This window comes from Bacillus sp. CCB-MMP212 (assembly GCF_022748145.1).
Classification (GTDB): domain Bacteria; phylum Bacillota; class Bacilli; order Bacillales; family Bacillaceae_G; genus Bacillus_A; species Bacillus_A cereus.
Genome location: NZ_JALDQE010000001.1, coordinates 633,907 through 653,734, shown reverse-complemented (window position 1 = coordinate 653,734; position 19,828 = coordinate 633,907). Strand labels below are relative to the sequence as shown.

The window sequence follows — 19,828 nt, the reverse complement described above, 5'->3', positions numbered from 1 at the left end:
GTACCTACCTATAATATACATGACATAGAAGAATTGCTATTTATAAAACTAATTAACCTATTATTAAAATAAAATGATGAAGTGGGTGATGAGATGCCATATATTGATTCAACTCCTCAGGATTATCCCTCTAAGTTTGAAGAAGATAACTTGCAGGACGTATTTGCACAAATGTTAATTGATAACGGTTGGACGTTAGTGAGGAACTTTTATAAAGCTGCGGTAGATACTAGGGCGTACAATCGCCGAACGGATCAAGTCAATTATGCAATTGCAAGACATACCATTTTTAGAAATGCAGATGGGAAATTGCTAGGTTTTGCGACAATTAGCCAATTCCCTCTTAAGTACAAGTATGAAAAAAAACAGCCTATTCGTAGACCTCACGATGATACCGATCCTAATGATCCTAACTTTAAAATGAAGCCTACTTGGGATGAATGGATTAAACAAAAGTATGTAGATAATACAACAAGAACAAACTTGTATTTCTATATGTTAGAGAAGTTACCAAACTCTAATCTTGTTAAAGAAGATGGTATTGTTTCTATCGTTACTATGCCAGGTATGGGTGGTACATCCTTTGAGCAAGACAGAGATAGGGATAGAGATGACTGGTCTAAGTGGTGGTATGAGTATTTTGAAGGAAACTACCATGTAGAAGATAGAGACTACGATCCAGAAGACTTAATTTATGAAGAAAAATTATTATCAGCTTCTCCTTTCCATGTAATACGTTCAGCACTAGATATTGAAGTGTTAGAAACACGTTGGGATACTGATATGCAAGAAGCGGTAATTGAAAAAGCGGATCCTCGTGTAATGCAGTCACCAATTGTTAAGACTACATTGCGCGCTGAATTTTTAGAGCATATAAACGATCCTTTATGGCATACGAACTGGTGGACAGATTCAGAAGTTCGTGTCAAAGGTCATATTGATAGCACAACATTTTTCCTAGTTCTTCAAGCTGATACAGCCCCTGTTTGGGAGAAGAATTTGGTTCCGACTATACCGCTATATTTCGGTAAAGTAAATTCTTTAGATGGAGATAAAGATGAAGGCTATGCATTATTTTCAGGAACTATTCCACCTGTAAAGCGTGTGGATTCAACTAGAAAAGAAACTACATTTTCTTGGCGGAAAATTATGCCTGGCGATACAATCCTTTATGTCAATGATGCAACGAAATTACCTGAGGCACCAGCGTTGTTAACGATTAATGGTACAGAGGTAGTTAAACTAATTGAGAAAAAAGGTAACTATTTAACTGTTGAACGTGCGCAACTAGGAACATTCATGCGTGCACCTTATTGGGACACAGGTGCGACAATTGCTCGTCTATCGACTAACAACGCTAGCAAACGAGTGAAGAATGAAGATGTAGTATCTTTATTTGATTTTGATGATCCTGGCGCAACTGTTGGCGAAACAATTTATCCTTTACTTAAATTGTATCCACATCATTCTTCAAATGGTGTAGATTCTGTAATGGTTTCCCGTTCAAGATTTGGTGCACGTTATCAGGCTCACTATCTCTCATGGAACGCACCTTCGAACCAGCTACCACCAAATAGAGTAGATGAAATTGGTAAGAAATATCCGAGAGCATATAATCCTGTTGAAAAAACTAACAATTATAAATATCAATTTAATACTTCCCGATACTCAGATAAAGTACACTCCTCTCGAATTTATGTAGTTCATCCTGAAGAGGGTGTGAGGGGGTATTTAGATAAAGCAATTGGTTTTAACTCACAAGGAATGAGTGCAACGAACTTACGTGTTGCAAAACAAAACTGTCCGGAAAAAGTTTATGAAATGTATAAACCACATAGTATAGGTGCGGTATCTCCTCTAACGAAGCTACCTGTTACACCTTTCCGTCCTGTAGGTTTGGGGATTTATTCTGAGGACGTTAATCCAAATGAAGTTCCTCACGACATTAAGAATGATAAAACTCCTCCAGGAGAAGTGAAGATTACTAAAGTATTAAGTCCAATATCACAGACTATTGATGTAGAATTTGAACTTCCTACAGATAAGGATTTAAAGCATGTCAATATCTACTTAGATGGTAAGATCTATGCTACTGGAATTACTGGAACAACTTATTACAGATTAATGGGATTAAACACAGGATTTAAACCTGAGATCAAAATTACTACGGTGGATTCAGCCGGTAACGAATCTGTAGGTATTACTGCAACACCTATAGAGGTTTCTTAATAAATATAGAAGGGGTGACCAATATGTCATTAATTAATACAGATGGATTTTTCGATGTAGATTTGTCCGTGCAACTTCTACCTTTAGATTTAGAGAAGTTGTTTAATGCGGGAGGATGGAGTACTTTAGGGAAATACCGTGCGGTATCGCCTTTAACAGATGCAAATGGAAAGAAGGATCCATACCGAAAAACTTTTGCTGAAACTTTTCTATTTGAATCGAAAGGTAGCGATAAACAACATCGCTACTTTGGATTCACCACAGGTTATGGTGGAAATCTGAGAAAGCTTGGAGAGGAACCTGTAATTTCAAAAGATACATTTTTAGGTGAAATGAAGGATGTAACTCCTAGTGGGGCCAAAAAAACAAAGACAGTATTTGAATTTATGGTTAAACCAGTTATTCCTTCTAGTGTAATTTTATATCGTGAAGATGGTTCAATGATTGACCAAGCTACAACAAAGTATTTAATAGATGGAGAGAAAGGGGCTGTAACATTCAATGATAGTCAAGTAGGTAAGGTTCTTTCTACATACTCGCTTACAGATAATGCTCCAGATCTAGTAAAACGCTTATGGTTCTTTACGTTTGAAGGATTTATCCCTACTCGATTTATTTTACGTTCTGAACGCCCTGACTTGGCTGAGCTAGAAGACAAAAAAGGTGGAGTATTTAGCTTTAAAATGAAGAAAGGGAACCAACGTATCCGCGAGAATTCATATAAGTTCTATGATAAATTAACTGGAACAGTACCCCTTGATTCCGCTGATTATACTGTGGACCATGAGGCCGGTACAGTAACGTTTTCAGGAGGAACTGAGCCTTTAGCATTATTCGCTGACTATGAATTAGAATATGTAAAAGATGCAAACGGTAGTTATGGAGATATTGAAGTAAATAAGTTTAATCCGCAAGTTCCAACAGAACTTATGGGGGCCGCTTATGATGCAGTTCGCTTTGTGTATCCTTCATTACCAACAGCCGTATCGTTTATTCCGCAAAATGATATCGGTTTAGGATGGGGACGAGATTCTCAAGTTTATTATTGGGGAAATATTACAAAGGACCGTATCGTTTCTTACTTCCGTTTAGATCCTGCGCCGGATCCTGAAAGTACGTTCTTTGCACCATTATATATTGGACGTCTATCAACAATTGGTAAGACTCCTCGAATGAATAATGTAATTATTGGTGGAGCTCGTTCTGATGATGAGATTCAATATAAGACGGGTATGAAATTAGGACGTAGTGTAGTTGACTATGGTGTAAATACATCTAATGGTAATAGTTCTGTACTTGTACAGCGAACTGTTGGCGGGGCAATGTATCAAAAACATTACTTAGCATTTATTACTCATGATGCTGACGTAGATCCAAGCCATGAGTCTCGTTTTAATCCGTCTGTATATTCTAATAAATATCACATTTCGCCAATGTATATTGTTCATCCTTCTGATGGTTATGTGGGTAGACTAGATGAAGTTTATGCAATTCATCCAAAAAATATCTCACAATTAGATGAACTAGAAGTAAAAGAACGATCTGAAAACGAGCAAGTAGGTACAGGAGATGGAGCAATTAAAGAGTTTCATTTATTCCATAGACCTACAATCGATGATGAATTTGAAGTTCGCTTAGTAAGTTCAACTGGATGTAATACGTTAACTAAAGCGAATTATGTTGAATATAAAGCAGATACACCTCCAGCTGCTGGGAAATTTACAGTAGATGGTTCTACCAAACGATTAATTTTGGGTGATGCTCCAAAAGATCGCGTAGAAGTGATTGTTTCTTATAATTACGCCCAAACATATCGTTACACTTTAGCAGATACACCTAGAACACCTTTCCGTTTAGCGAACATGACTCCATATGCTCCTATTGGACTTGGTTTCTTAAAAGAAAATTTATAATAACCGCAACTAAGTCATGACTTGTACCGAATACTACGGTGCAAGTCTTACTTTGTCGAAAGGTGGGTGGTGGAAAATGAGTAACAGTAAGCATTATTTACTCAGTTTCACTACCCTTTTTTATAATAAAAAGGGATATGTATTCAGGTTCAATCGTCATCAAAATGTACCTAATCTAGATGTTGTCCCATTGGCTTTTGATCCTTGGAATAGGTATAGTGCGTTAGCTTTAGATGATATGAAAATGGGTACAAAAGTGAAACGAGCGGCTGGTGCGATGCACTCTGTATTAGCTGATTACAAAACTATATTTGAAGGCTCCAATTTAAATTTAGAAAAAGGTAGTCTTATTTATATAGCGGAGGTAGGAGAAGCATTAACTAGAGGGGATAAAAGTGCACGACAAGGGGATTTAATAGAAATAACAGAGAATAAGGATTTTTACGCTTATTTTGGAGAAGTTATTAGTCAAATTAATACAAATCTAGTTAAGAAACTAAACAAATATGACTTGAAATCTAGTAAAAAGTCGATGATTCATACAGAAACTCCATTTGAATATAAAAGTAGTAATAAGAGGGTTTATAGTGAAAGGAATTCTTATGATTTCGGCTTTTTGAAAGAGTTAATTGGAGAAAATATTAGTTTAGAACTACTCGAGTTATTACCGAGTTTTGGTCATAATCAAGTAAAAGAATTAGCAGATGTATTATTTAAAAGTGGGCAAATTAATACGGAAGAAAGATTGCTAACCTTACAATATGGCGAGAAAGTTGTAGAAATAGCAAAAGCCAATTTTTTAAAAGTGGTTTTGGATGCCCTCTATAGCCAATTGGATAAGGGGAACAAATTAAGTGAATTTGGGAAAGAGCCCAATAAGATTGAGAACTTTAAAGTTATTTTTACAAGTTATCCTGATGAAGGAATATTAAAAGGAAAAGATACACCAATTCAAGGCGTTCTGAATTTAGGAGATATAGGTGAATCCTATAAAGGAATTTTAGGTTTTCTACAAAAGCATGAAATGAGTAATGGAAATAAGCTGTTATCAAGTAAGGTTGCAAATACTGAAACAGGATCTTTAATTGCATTAGAAGGAAACGTTTCTCAGGATAGTAGAGGGAATTATCATTTATATGGATTAGTCCCATTTGATATATATGAGGCGTATATTGAACCTAAAATTTACGAGGGTGTGTCTCATATAGCTACATTAAGTGAAGCGAGTGAAGTCTATAGATTAATGAATCAGAAAGCTTCATTAGATGAAACACGAAACGTACATGATGTAATTATTCAGGGTTTAGGTGCAGGTAAGAATATTTCAGACGGAAGAGTAGATTCAATGACAGTACCAAGGGCAAATGTGAATTATACTTTGAATGATTTTAGTCAGTACATTGGTAGTACCTCTTTCAAGTCTGTAAAACAGCTAATTCATAGAATGGAAGATAGTAAATCTTATCAGTATACGAAGAATAGTGAGAAATTTATCATTGCAGATAAGTATAAAAATGTTCAAAATAATTTATCAGGATTCGAATTAGGTCAGGTTTACCATTCTGGTTCTGAGTCACTGGATATGGAAAAAACACAAAGCAAATCATTTAAGTATGGATTTGAAGATTCAGTATTAAATAGTAACTTTAGTAGTCATTATCAAACGAATGTTACTACTTTATTGGATAGCACAGAATTTATTCGTGAAGCAGAAAAGTTAAATCTACTTAGTGGAGATAGAAATTACCAAGTTGGTGAAAAGGTTGTTATAAATTCCGGTGAAACATTCCAGATTCAAAATGGCCATTTGAATAATTTAGAGAATGGCGCTAATCGTTTTGCTTTTAAAGGGGAATTAATAGCTATAGAACAGGCCTTTAGCAATGAGGATATGATAGATGTTGAACTTAACGAGTTAAATACAATGCAAACTCACTCTTTATTAAAGGACGCTAAAATAGATGGTTTTTCTTCAAGTGTGTTGGAACAATGTGAAGATGTAGTGGTTACACATGTAGTGAAAAAGAGTGAAAAGAAAAAAACAAATGAAACAAAAATTGAACAAAATATTTCTGTTAAAAATAGTGTAGCTGATTATGAGATAACTATAGAAAATGAAATTAAGTATCATCTAGATAAAGAATTTGACACATTTATTTCAACGACTATCTTAAGTGATCAAAGAGAAATCGTAGTTGATATTTCGAATGACTATGGAGATTTTGGGGAGATAGAGAAGAATTTAGAACTTTATGTAGAAGAACAAAGTGTAGTAAATAAACCCGAAAAGAACATGGAAATTCAGCAAGACACACTAATCAATTCAAAACTTGAAAAGATATTTGAATCTTATATTCAAGATAGTAATGTAGTAAATCAATTGAAACAAGAAGAAGAAATAAATTTAGTGAATTTTTTAGATGCTAAAAGTGAAAAGGTATTGAATACTGATGTGTCAACCCACATGATAGCAGATGATATACTGAGAGAAGAAAAAGCTCATGTTGATAATCTAATTGGATTGGAATTAGAAAATATAGTTGAAACCTATATTCAAAATAACGATTTAGCAGCGCTTGCAGAACGAGAAGAAGAGCTGAATGAAATAAATCTAATTGATGCAGTTCTAGATAATACAAGAGACTTGTATTTATTAGATAGTAGTAGAGCGGATCAAACTGATCATAAAGAACAGGTATATATTGAGAAGTTAGTTAGTTCGAAACATGAAAAGATATTAGAAACGTATATGCAAAGCGGTAATATGGCAGAACAAAATGAAAATAGAAAAGAAACGCTAGAGACGTATGTACAAAATAGTAATAAAGCAAAACGAATGAACGAAGAAGAACTACATGTCGAGAAGATATTAAACACTAATCTTGAAAAAACGTTAGAAACGTATGCGCAAAGTGGTGAGATAGCAGAACAAATTGAATACGAAGAAGAAACAGCTGTAGAAAAACTGTTAGGCATGAATCTGGAAGAAACGCTAGAAATGCATGTGCAAAGTATGGATAGATTGGATCAATTACAACGTGAAGAAGAACTACATGTCGATAAACCACTAATTATGAATTTGGAGAAAACACTAGAAACGTATGCGCAAAGTGGTGAAATAGCAGAACAAATCGAACGCGAAGAAGAAACAATAGTAGAGAAATTGTTAGGCATGAATCTGGAAGAAACGTTAGAAATGCATGTGCAAAGTATGGATAGATTAGACCAATTACAACGTGAAGAAGAACTGCATGTCGATAAAATGCTAAGCATGAATCTTGAAAAAACACTAGAAACGAATGTGCAAAATGGTGAGATAGCAGACCAAATTGAACGCGAAGAAGAATTACACGTCAATAAATTACTAGATATGAATCTGGAAGATACGCTAGAAGTGTATATGCAAAGTGACGATAGAGCATTTCAAAATCTTCGTGAAGAGGAAAATTACTTCATTAATCTAAGTACAGCAAAATCTGATGGGATAATTGATAGTGTTGTCTATAAGGAAAATACAATGTCAAATATGGCTGAAAAAGAAAATGGTATTCTATTGGATTATGTATCAGAAGGTATAGTAGGAGAGACTTATGAAACGTTAATAGAAGAGGTAGAACCATTAATTATTCATAAAGAATATGAAACAATGATACAAGAGGTAGAAAACGCATTAAGTGGAAGTGAAGTCCACGTTGCAGTAGAAAGAAAACATTTAGCTCATCTGTTTAATATATTTGATATTGAAATGAACAATCAAGTACTAACCAATGTAGGGAAAGAAAAGGATGCTACCATTGAAGATACAGTTTCAGGTAATCAAACAAATGAAATTGGAGTTGTAGTTACTGATGGGGCTCTTATGAGTTTGGAAGATACTTATGAGTCAATTATTGATCCTACTATTAAAGGTGAAATGGGTGCAACTATAGACACTGTAGTTATAGATGCGAATTTAGCAGATCACCACGCATCAAATGAAGTGGATATTGCAACAATTGAATTCGTAAATAGTGGTAATGATAGAGAAACAACATTAGAAGAAATAGAGTTTGCAGGTTCAGAAAGTAATTTCGAAACTACTATAAATCACTATGATTTTGCGAGTAATAGTCAAGAAACAGATTCAATTATAAACAATAATGAAATGGCAATTTCGGGAATTCATGTAGATACAGAGGTAGAAGAAAGTACCTTAGCAGAATGTAATGTATTCTTAGATGTTAACGAAGAACAATTTGATAAAACAATATTACGTAAAAATAGAAAAATGACAATAGAAGATGAAATGCAAACAGAACAGGTAAATAAGAAGAAAATAAGGATTTTCAAAGAAGAAGAGGGAAGTTCAAGTAATGAAACTATAATGAGACTGGATGAAGAAGAACAGATAAACATTAATTCTGCTTCAAATATCACAATAGATAGTGAAACTACAACGAAAAAATTAATATCAAATACAATGTCTATAGAAGATGAAGAATTGTTAAATATTAATAAAGGGAATTATGGATTTATTGATGGAATTGATGAGGGAATGCATTCGAATTCAAATATAATTTCTATAGAAAATGAAGTTGATTTAAATATTGAAAGACAGCATGAAATGAATGTAATTGATGAAGATGATACAGGTATAGGATTACCTGAACCAGATAAGCCATGGGATGAAAAAGAAAAGGATAAAGTATGGCTCATTATGGGTAAACCATTCCCTGCATGGAATGGTTGGAATATCAAGAAGACGCGATAGGAGGAAGTTACTATTGAGCATTCATAGGGTTCAAACTGGACTTATTTTTGACGATAATTTTGAAACACTTGATTCACGTTGGATCGTATCCCCTACTGATTCTTATACGTACAGTGATTCTGATAAACAATTAGTACTTAAACACAACTCTACTGATAGAAGTACAAATGCTCTTTTTTCTCTGCCTCAAAATGAAGATGAATTGTTACTACAAGTGCATTCGAACTATACACCAAAATATTTGGGAGATGAAGGTGGTCTCGTTATTTGGAAGAATGCTCTTGAGAAAGTTGAGTTTTTGGAAAGTGAAGATAGCATTTATGAGAATACCTATAATATTTGGAGAACAGTAAAAAAACAAAATCTGTGGACCTTTTTTGCAGAGCGAGGAAATGCGTGGGAGCTATTTGACTCAACAATTTGTATCGATCCAGTTATGGCTGGAGTTGTATTAAAAGGTACGCCAAGAGATGGGTATACCCCCCTTATTGTAGAAAGGGTCATCTTGTGTAAAGGTACCAATATTAGTGTGGGTAATTTAAATAGTTTTTATAAAGTTGAGTTAATTGATTATGAAAGAAATATTGTAACTACTCAAATAGTTCCAGATGGATATTCAGGTATAGACATTGAATTACCTACCATTCCTTTTAAGGGGAAAATTAGAGTTTACGATAAGAATGAGACTGGTGAGTATGTTTTAATAGATGAACAAAAAGAATACGCTGAAATGTACGGCGGAGATCTGTTTTTAAGAGGTACAAATTTAAAAGTCAAATGGAAAGGCCAAGAGTTAAGTGAAACAAAAGCTACACATTTAGGTGCACTGAAAAGTGACATAATTGAACAAAAATTGACTGTCTTAAACGATACTTCGGGAAATGTAGCCGAGAATATTGAAATTCAGATTGCTGTTTATAAAAAAGAGTTTGGCTGGGAATGGTGTGATCTTGCCACAGACAACAACGGTACTCCTAATCAATATGAAGATACAACAATACGTATAGGAACGTTACATGAAGGAGAATCAAAGGATTTTTGGGTGAGAATTGCTAGGGTCGATACAACCGATCCTGAAAAAATAAAACAACAGATGAGACCTTCACACTTCTTCTTGGAAATAAGAAACGAATAAGGGGTGGCTAAATGGGAACAAGAATGAAGCTCCATAGATATAGTCCTATCACAAAAGATTGGGATGAAATATTACACGTTGTTGATCAAGATTTCGTGAAAACATATGGTACATCAAATCCTATTTTACCAGTTGGTCATACTTATGAACCAAATAAAGGGTTGTTAAAAGTGTATTATAATGGCCGGCGTTTACTAAGCGGAGTTGATTATATTGAGCTGGATGATTATCACATCCATTTAGGTGTAGGTTCAAAAAATGAAGAGCGTTCTATACAGCTACAAATTGGTGATGAGGTGTACATAGAAGTCTATAAAAACCAATATTGTAGTAGAGGGCAAGCTACTATTAGTGGAACGCAATTTTATGACTTACAAAAGGAAGTTTATGATGCTCGGCAATTCAGAGAGAGTGATAAGCCTCATATTTCATTAGATGCACGTCTAGATGAAATACAACGCCAGTTAGAATTGGTGTACGGTGGAAATTCTAGTGTAGATATAGATTATGAATATAACGCAAGAGGTCAAATTATTCGTGAAATTATCACGGGAGATCATACTATTATTCGAGAGTTTACGTATTATGAGAACGAGGCACCTATGGTAAAGGGTGAATTGAAAACAGAGACTGTATATTATACAGATGGTCTTGGAAGTCTATCTCAACAGGTTACAAGGGAATTTTCATATGATCCTGCAACTAGAAGACTATTAAAGACAACAGTACGAGGGGATAGCTAAGTCTATCCCTTTGTTAATTTCCAATGGAAAGTTCTTATAATGACAGTGCATACCTCGATTTATAAGGAGGATAAATTTATGGATTTTATTGCTTACAATAGAGCACATCTCAATAACAGGCGTATACGGAAGCTTGACGATAAAGTGATGGTATTTGTTGTGCCATCTATTGTACAAGTAGGTATTGTTCGTACAGAATTACGTTTCCCTTATAAGGGAAACGTAATTGATGCGTATGTAACGTGCGGCACAATGGGAGAATCAAAAACGTGTATTGACATTGAAAGATGCAGTCAAAGTTCATATGATACAACACCTATTTGGCATAGCATTCTTGCTGATGAACTTGTTATTGATGGAAAGAGCAAATCTAATCGTACGTCCTCTACACCATATTCTTTTAAACCGTCACAACTAGCTGTTAATCGTGATGATCACTTTAGAATCAATATCAAAGAGGTAGGTAAGGGCGTAAAAGATATTACTGTAGAGTTGGTAGTTGAATTAGCTCTCGAAGAATAATAAATAATTCATCACAACTTTATAAAGAGATGTAGCGATAATTAAAGTGTAAATAAAAATTAGGAGGTCATTTATATGCCAGCACCACAAGTGAATTGGAGAAAACAAGACAACTCAGGAGCTGTACCGTCTTGGAATATTGGGACCATTGATGCAGGAACACCTTCCTCTGATTTTGGAGTATTAATTTGGAATAACTTTACGGGAACAACAGATTTATCTACTATGACAAACTGTACTATTACGACAAAAGATAGTGCAGGGGGTAATACGGGTGAGTTAGTAACAAATAAATGGGTTGAGGTGACTGTTGCATCGGCAGCTGAAACTGGTCGTACACCTATTGGAGGTAATTCTACTCATCCAATCCAAGCAGGAGGAAATTCAACGAATACTGATGGTACGTTTTCTCCAAATGCAAATGAAATTTTAGGTGTTAAAAATGATGGTAATAAAACTAGTGCAAAAGGTAACTATGCAGAAGTTATCCTTCGTGCCAATGTTCCAGGTAACGCGACAGCAGGAAACGTAGCATTCTTAACACGTGTTGCATATCAGTACGTATAAAAAATAGTTACTTCAATGCAATGAGGTAGGGGGAAGCAAATTGATTTTACAAAATGATAAATATACACATTCTCCTGTGGCACAGGATTTTATCTGGGTGGCTGAGTATCCTGACGGTACTCATCTCCCAGAATTTGATTTTAATACAAAAGAAGAGAATAGCTTTTATAAGATTGATAGAAATAAGCTTTTCAGATTCGGGTTAATTGGTCATGGTAATAAAATTTATTTTGAACGTGATGGTATTTTCAGTATAGCAGGTCATCGCATTCAGTTCTTTTATGAGTTTGATGGAAAAACTATACCTTTAAATGGCGATTTTAAGTATGACATTAACGATATTATCACATTTAAAGATGCAGAAGCATCAGGACTTGTAGCTGGTTTTCAGGGAAACGGAATGTTATCGAATCGTATCACTCATTACAGCTTAGGTTATAAAACGAATATTAATGTAGAAGGTATTAACTTTCATTTTAAGCCCATTGTAAAACTTCCACTTAATCAACCTGCCATGATTAATTTACGAATGGTAGCTGATCAGAAATTAGATGGAAAAGTGATTATAGTAAATAATGGACGAGTAGCTTTTGAAACTAAAGCGCCTCTTGAACCTAATATAGGTGGTGAATTGAATTGGATCATTCAGTAAAGTTAACAAGAGATCAACTTCTAAATATCCTTTATGGTACGTCTTATAACATGGATGGGAGTGTAGTAAAAGATTCTGAAACGATACGAAACTACACAATAGAAGTTATAGATAAGAAAGTTCACTTAAAAACATTTAATATACCTGTTCAAATCTTAGTAGAAAACGAATGGTGTGATATTGAAAATGTAGTAAGTGATGAAGATTTAAGTCTAATATATTCAACGTTTCAAGAAGTTCATCTGGACAGTGAAATAATTTTAGATACAGATGATCCTACAGGTATTTCTGTACGAAGTCGTGAACGTGTTCGCGATTTATCTAATTTAATTTCTGAAGCAGGTATTGATTTGCCACGGGAATTTACTTGGGTAGACGGGGCATCTGAAACAAGTGGTGTGATTATTTTACCTCAGGATGATTATGATAAAGTATTTATTGCTACTGATCCGGACAAAGATGGAAATCCTTTAATTGTCTTTATTGAACAAAAGACAGAAAAGAATCAAGAAAGACCATACTTTGTAAAAGAAAAAGGTAAGACATATATATATGTTGACCATTTTTCTGGTGGGGGAGGTACCCAGTCTAGTCCTTATTTAGTTGAAGATGAAAAAGATTTATCTAATGTCCGAAGTAATTCAGGTGCTTACTACACACAAACAAAGGATATTATTATGACCAGTTATCAAACTGGTTCCGGTTTTGCTCCAATTACTAGCTTTAAAGGTTACTATGATGGTGCGGGATATGATATTAAAGATTTATATATTAATCGTACCCAATCTAATGTGGGTTTGTTTGGTGAACAAACCGGGGGGACTATTAAGCGTGTTCGATTAGTTAACGTAAATATTGTGGCCAACGGATTAATGGTAGGTGCTTTAGTAGGAAAGTCTGATGGAGATGTTGAAGATTGTGCTGTAATTTCGGGAACAGTTAAAAATGAGGGGAGCTCTGCTCAACATACAGGTGGTCTAGTCGGTTACCAAAATGCAGGGAGTATCTTTAGAAGCTACAGTCATGCGGATGTGATGTCTTCAGGTAATAACTGTGGTGGTTTTGTAGGAACTGTTAATGGTGGATCTGTATCTCAATGTTTCTCAACAGGTTCTGTTACTGATTTAACAGTTGCTAAAAATGCTTCGAATCATGGGGGGTTTGTAGGTTCAGGAAGCAGCATATATTCTTGCTATTACAATCTTACAAAACAAGGCGGAGTAGCTAAGGGTGGAGGCAATGCAATTAATGAAGCAGACATGAAAAAAGCTTCTTCATATTCGTTTGATTATCAGAATTTTTGGTATGTTGGTGATTATAAAGTTAATAAGGGATATCCTGAGAATAGGAAGTTTATTAAGTATAGAAAAGGTAAAGGTACTTCAAATGATCCATTCCTAATTTATAATCAATTTGATTTAGAACAGGTCCGTCATTTCGCGGATAAACATTTTCGTATGGAAAATGATATTATATTGAACTATCCCAAGTCGGGTTATGGTTGGCTGCCAATTGGAATGGGGATGAGTAATTATAATAATGGCTGGTTTGCTAATGTTTTTGAAGGTAATTTTGATGGGAATAGTAAGGCTATAGGTAACCTTTATATGTATAGACGTTCATCTAGTAATGTTGGGCTATTTTACGAATTATCTAATTACGCTATTGTGAAAAATCTGACTATTATTGATGTTGACATGGAAGTTGGTAATCAATCAGGTATTGTAGTGGGTAAAATGGGGGATTATTCTAAATTAATTAATGTAAGTGTAAAAATGTTTAACTCATTTAATTATAAGGCTTTCGCTGGTTCAGGAAACGGAAATGGTTCGGGAGGATTGGTAGGTAATATGGGTGACGGAGCTATTATAGAAAATTGTCACTTCGATGCCCCGATTCAACAGCAAAGTGGGTATTTTGGAGGTATTGTAGGTACTACAAGTAAGAGAGCCAATATATCAAAATGTACTGTATCGGGTATTTTTGACCAAGTCAATGGTTATATGGGTGGGATTATTGGTAATATACCTTATATAGTATACTCTTCAAAAGGTAGTCAAGATATTATGGTGCAGGATTGCGTAGTCCATGCCGATATGCGTAAAGCATCTAGCTCTTCCGGTGTTGTTGGCGGAGTTCATTATAGAAAGCACGAGTATTATAATTCTAGTAGAAATAGCCAAGATGGGGTTTGGAATGTAAAGATTTCTAGAGTAATTATTACAGGTTATGCAAGAGCATCAGCTCTATACAACTCGACGTGTGATTATAATTATACAGGAGAAACTCCCCAAGTAACATATTTTATTACAGGTTGGACAATTGATAATAGCTTCTATAATAGAAATAATACTAGCTCAGGATCTTATAATGCACTCGAAGCCAAATATACACCAGAAATTCGACATCCTTCCACTTACGGTGCCTACGACTTCGTGAATATTTGGGCATTTGATGAAAAGAATCGAGATGGGGATCCCGTATTAATAAAACACATCCCACCAAAACTTCCGATTTTAGGTTTTAGAAATGAAATAGGCCTGTACTATACTGATGAAGCAGGTAATATTTTACGATATTTAGAATATGGAACTTTGGTAGCGGGTAGTACCTCTGAGGCTTATCCTGTATGGCTGCAGAATAATGCTGATTTCCCTGTTAAGGATATGAAAGTTTGGGTTGATCCACCTACAGTAAAACCAGGTATTACAGTCCAACTAAGTTTATCAAACAATCCTTTTGTACCTGTAGATGAAATACCTTTCCCTGGAACGATACCTATTGGAGACGCTAGACAGTTTTATATTAGGTTCTTGTCCGAAGTTACAGTTACAGAGGGTGGTACATTTGATATGAAGGCAAAAGCAAGTCCTGCTTAATGAGCTTTTCATCTCAATACAATGGGATTGGATGTGATTAGAATGGCATATCCGTTAAAGGGACTGACCTTACATTTACACTCTGCGTTAGCTAACCAAGGTTACTCACAGGGTGTAAATACAATCCCTGTTAATTCTTGGTTTGATTTAGCAAGAAAAGGGCATAACGGAAGTTTGATAAGTTTTAACTTTTCGCAAGATAAGACTTGGACAGGTATGAATATACTTACTGACCCTTATTCACTTTACTTTAACGGCCTTAACAATCACGTAGTAATCCCTAATCATTTGGAATTACTGCCAACAGACTCAGGTTTTACGTTTGAAACTTGGGTCAAACCAGTTAAGTCAGGTTATATCGCATCTTATGGTGCGGGGAGTGAACGAGGGTTTTCACTTTATTTTGACTTAGATACTCGTGAAATTCGGGTTCAAATAACGACAGAAACAAAGAAAATGTCTTTTGTTTTTGCTGAAGTTAACATAAAGGCTTGGCAACATGTAACTTTGCTGTATGACGGGGAACGCTTATGGGGGATGATCAATGCAGCTCCGCAAGGCTTTAGTTTACCTGTATTAGGAGAATATATTAATACAAAGGCCCCATTAGTATTAGGTAAATCATCAACAGCAAATAATAGTTATTTTGAAGGGAATATAGCAACTTTTAGAATATATCAAAGGGCCCTTAGTTGGGATGAGGTAACGAATAGTTACAATGCAGGTTTTCTTATTACCGACAATAAAAGTGAACTATCTTCTAAGGGATTAGTATTATGGCGTGATGAGATAGAAGCTACCTTAAATGTAAGCATGATGTCTCGAGCAACAGCAAAATATGAGACAGCCAAAGTAGATAGTCAAAATATAAAAGGCTTCATAGATATTATGAAACCTGAAGATATGATAAGTTCTATTATAATTAATCCAAGTATTAGAATAGCCGCTAAATATGAGATTGATAAATTCGGAGAAAACGATTTAGTTGCTACAATTAGTGTCACACATTTCCAAAAAGATTTAAGATGTACATTGAATATCAATCCTATCAGTTATATGCGTTCTGAATATAATATGGAGGGTTATGGATCTAGTGATTTTAAATCAGAAATTAGAGTATGTACACATAACACTCTATTTTCCAATATATCTATTAACCCTTATGCCAAATTAGTAGGTCATTATGGGATTGATGAGCAATATATTTCAAGTTTACTCTCTGAAGTAAATGTATTGACGTATCCTGCACATTTAAAATCAAACATTATAGTGAATATGAAAGAAATTCATTTGTCTGCTAAGTATGAAACGGACAAAGCTTCATATCATGATTTTAAAGGTGCCATTTCTGTAACATATTTTAAAGATTTACCTTCCAATATTGGAGTTAATATAAATGTAGATAGATTAGTAAGGGCTACATACTTTACTGAGCCTTCGTATTATAGTGATCTTTATTCCGAGATTTTTGTAATGGGTACGAATAACTTGGAATCAAGTTTACACATCTCTACTACTTCATATATAAGAGCAACCTATGGAGTAGATGGTATTACCATTAGAGATTTCCCTGCAAATCTTACTGTAAGAGCTGTACAGGAGCTTCTCTCTACTATTAACGTAACGACCCGTTCATCCATGAGAGCACAGTATGGTATGTCGGGAATTATCATAGATGATTTGGCTTCAAAAATTACTATTACTAGTCTTTCAGAGCTCGATGGTACCTTAACGGTAGCTGTAAAGGGAATAATGTCTGCCAGCTATGAAATTTCTCCAATCTTTATAGCGGATTTACCTATGGATTTAGGGATTAAAGAGTGGAATGAATTATATGGAGACATGTTCATTAATTTGAAAAACAGTATGACGGCTACCTATGAAATAGCGCCTATTTATTTTGAATGGTTATCATCTGAGTTATCGATTAGAGTAACTGAAAATTTACAATGTAAATTGTTTGTCTCTAAGCCATTCGTATTAAGAGCTAGTTATGGCATGATGGAAAGGCCAAAGTTTAATATGAAATTGTATCCGAATAAGGATGCATTTGTTCGTGAATTTTTCCCGAAATTAAACTATGGTTCAGAAACACAGATGTATATAGGTAGGACTGGATCACCGTTTCCTGAGAAATATCGTTCCCTTGTTGGATTTGATATTTCAACAATACCTACAGCAAATACTGAAATAGGTAAAGCTATTTTACGACTGTATTATGATGGGAGAGGACAAGGTTCTCAGTCTGTCCAGGTCACTGAAAGTAATAGTCAATGGAATGAAACAGGTGTAACGTGGGCTAACCAACCTCAAGCTGCAATAGATGGATTTTCTGTAACTAGAGTAATAGGTGGAGCAGCTGGATACGTAGAGTTTGATGTAACGCAGTTAGTTAAGCAGTGGCATATATATGAAAAACCTAACCTTGGTTTCTTAGTGCGGGCAGTAGAAGAGTCGGAAAATTTATCTAGAGGATTTTATACAAAAGAAGCAATCGAGCGAAGACCAGAGTTAGAAGTTACATACTATGACATGCAGATATATTCTAATGATCATGCGTATGTTTCAGCAGAAATCACAATTATTCAGAATAAGGTAAAAGATTTAATTGGTAACATTCTTGTTAGAGATAATAAAGGATTTGGTAATCTAGCATCTAGTTTACATGTTCATCAACCTAGGGAACTAGAATCCCGAATTTGGATTAATCATCCACAAATTATAGGTAGTATTGTATCTAGACAAAAAGATTTTAGTGAAATTCCTGTAAAAATAGCTATTAAAACAATAGGTGCATCTGACCTTGATGGTTATATTCGTGCCAATGAAATAGAAAAACGTTCGAGTATTTATGTTCTTTATAGAAATGATTTGAGCACTAATATTACCGCTCGTGTATGGGGGAACCCTATAGTTAATGGTGGGCAAATAACCTCTACTATGAGTATTACTGAAAATAATAAAGTCTCTAGTGTTTATGTTCTTTATAGGGATGATCTCATTTCTAATTTTGATATAAGAGTATGGTCTAATGATACTGACTTGCAAAATAATCTACCCATGGAATTTGAAATCACACGTAGTTTTGAGTTGCCTGGTAGTTTAGATGTTAAAGAGCGAGTTGAATTAGATAGTACAATTGGAATTAGGGTTGAAGAATATACGGATCAACATTCTGAAATGTACGTTAAGTATAGGGTGGATTTAAAAGGTTATGGTAACATAGGAAATCCTAATTTAAAAACGTACATTAATGTTTGGGAGAAATCTTTATTAAATGGCCATGTAATTGCAAGACAAAATAATGAGAACAATCTTCCTGCGACTATTCATATTCCGCTAGGTGGGTGGGAGGAAATTCCTTCTTCGATTAATCTACGCATGATGTATGATGTTCCAGGTACTGTAACAGTAAACTCAGGTAATTTACAATCGTTTATTACGATTCCTATTAATGCGCAAAAAAATCTGGTTTCCATGTTAAATGCGCGAGTAAGAAGAAGCTCAGATTTAGACAGTATATTTGAAATAAATTCAGGTAACTTCTATTCAGAACTAACTGTAAGAGCTATAGGTCATATAGATTTTAGAGGTTATGTAAGAGTTAAACAAAATACTGAAGATAGGCTTCCGATTAAGGGGTATGTAAGGCCTTGGATTAACTTGTTCTCTAGCATTACTGCTAGTAAGCCACGGTATAGAGATTTAGCCTCTTCTATTAGAATAAGACAAACTGGTGCAGTGATACTAGAAAACTCTATTATAGTAAGGGTATGGGGTGACTCCTGGCTTGATGGCGGACAACTAGATGGAACAATAGCTATTCGAATATGGGATAACCAGAATCAAGAATCAAGTATTAGTATTAGACGAAGTGCTGAAATCGGATTAAATGGATTTATTCAAGCTAAACAAGTTAGTGATTTACCTTCCAAGATTGCTGCAAGACAAATTGCCTTTGCAGATTTAGCTTGTGAAATAGCTTGCTATGATCATTTTAATTTGTTCGGGAACGCAACCGTTAGAGTATGGGGGGATTCTCAAACAGATGGTGGTTTACTCAATGGTGAGATTACCGTAAGACAGTCTTCGAATAGTAATCTTGTTGGTTTAGTTGAAGTATTTGAACATTACAGTGTAAATTCCACGCTTATTGTAAGACAGAGTGATAAGGCAGATGTAAGCAGTACAATTGCAGTAAGACGATCAGCTTCATATGATAAACTTGGAACAGTAGCTGTAAGACAGTCTGATAAAAGTGAATTACAAGCTTACAATTTCTTTGTAAGACAAAGTGATGAATCACAAATATCGGTAACAGCTTTAATTAAACGTGTTAGCAATTTAGAGAGTAGTATTGAGGTCGTAACAGCATATCCTTATGCTTATATAATGTAAAAGAGAAAAGTAGCCTACCATTTCACTGGGGAGGCTATTT

General features: G+C 34.8%; 10 protein-coding genes. All 10 read left to right on the top strand.

The window, feature by feature from the left end; translation table 11 throughout:
• The first annotated feature begins 93 nt into the window (after positions 1-93).
• Complete coding sequence (locus tag MRP26_RS03240; RefSeq protein ID WP_097961826.1) at positions 94-2,229, top strand: hypothetical protein; 2,136 nt, start codon at positions 94-96, stop codon at positions 2,227-2,229.
• Between the two features lie 23 nt (positions 2,230-2,252).
• Positions 2,253-4,142 (top strand): hypothetical protein, encoded by a 1,890-nt coding sequence (locus tag MRP26_RS03235; protein WP_242805970.1) that lies wholly within the window; start codon positions 2,253-2,255, stop codon positions 4,140-4,142.
• Positions 4,143-4,218: 76 nt separating this feature from the next.
• Positions 4,219-8,892, top strand: a complete 4,674-nt coding sequence (locus MRP26_RS03230; protein WP_242805969.1) for a ring-infected erythrocyte surface antigen domain-containing protein — start codon at positions 4,219-4,221, stop codon at positions 8,890-8,892.
• A gap of 13 nt (positions 8,893-8,905) precedes the next feature.
• Positions 8,906-10,027, top strand: a complete 1,122-nt coding sequence (locus MRP26_RS03225) for a hypothetical protein (protein ID WP_197241856.1) — start codon at positions 8,906-8,908, stop codon at positions 10,025-10,027.
• Positions 10,028-10,038: 11 nt separating this feature from the next.
• Entirely contained in the window at positions 10,039-10,770 is a 732-nt protein-coding gene (locus MRP26_RS03220; RefSeq protein ID WP_197233575.1) for a hypothetical protein, read from the top strand.
• Positions 10,771-10,848: 78 nt separating this feature from the next.
• Complete coding sequence (locus tag MRP26_RS03215; RefSeq protein ID WP_197233573.1) at positions 10,849-11,292, top strand: hypothetical protein; 444 nt, start codon at positions 10,849-10,851, stop codon at positions 11,290-11,292.
• Positions 11,293-11,367: 75 nt separating this feature from the next.
• Positions 11,368-11,859 (top strand): hypothetical protein, encoded by a 492-nt coding sequence (locus MRP26_RS03210; RefSeq protein ID WP_001111329.1) that lies wholly within the window; start codon positions 11,368-11,370, stop codon positions 11,857-11,859.
• A gap of 40 nt (positions 11,860-11,899) precedes the next feature.
• Complete coding sequence (locus MRP26_RS03205; RefSeq protein WP_000602965.1) at positions 11,900-12,511, top strand: hypothetical protein; 612 nt, start codon at positions 11,900-11,902, stop codon at positions 12,509-12,511.
• On the top strand, positions 12,496-15,390 hold the full coding sequence (locus MRP26_RS03200) for a halomucin (protein ID WP_242805968.1): 2,895 nt from the start codon (positions 12,496-12,498) through the stop codon (positions 15,388-15,390). Before MRP26_RS03205 ends, MRP26_RS03200 begins: the two co-directional genes overlap by 16 nt.
• A 42-nt stretch (positions 15,391-15,432) precedes the next feature.
• Entirely contained in the window at positions 15,433-19,788 is a 4,356-nt protein-coding gene (locus tag MRP26_RS03195) for a DNRLRE domain-containing protein (protein WP_242805967.1), read from the top strand.
• Positions 19,789-19,828: the final 40 nt, after the last annotated feature.

Coding starts and splice junctions, on each gene's coding strand:
- MRP26_RS03240 (WP_097961826.1), top strand. CDS start 94: ATGCCATATATTGATTCAACTCCTCAGGATTATCCCTCTAAGTTTGAA.
- MRP26_RS03235 (WP_242805970.1), top strand. CDS start 2,253: ATGTCATTAATTAATACAGATGGATTTTTCGATGTAGATTTGTCCGTG.
- MRP26_RS03230 (WP_242805969.1), top strand. CDS start 4,219: ATGAGTAACAGTAAGCATTATTTACTCAGTTTCACTACCCTTTTTTAT.
- MRP26_RS03220 (WP_197233575.1), top strand. CDS start 10,039: ATGGGAACAAGAATGAAGCTCCATAGATATAGTCCTATCACAAAAGAT.
- MRP26_RS03215 (WP_197233573.1), top strand. CDS start 10,849: ATGGATTTTATTGCTTACAATAGAGCACATCTCAATAACAGGCGTATA.
- MRP26_RS03210 (WP_001111329.1), top strand. CDS start 11,368: ATGCCAGCACCACAAGTGAATTGGAGAAAACAAGACAACTCAGGAGCT.
- MRP26_RS03195 (WP_242805967.1), top strand. CDS start 15,433: ATGGCATATCCGTTAAAGGGACTGACCTTACATTTACACTCTGCGTTA.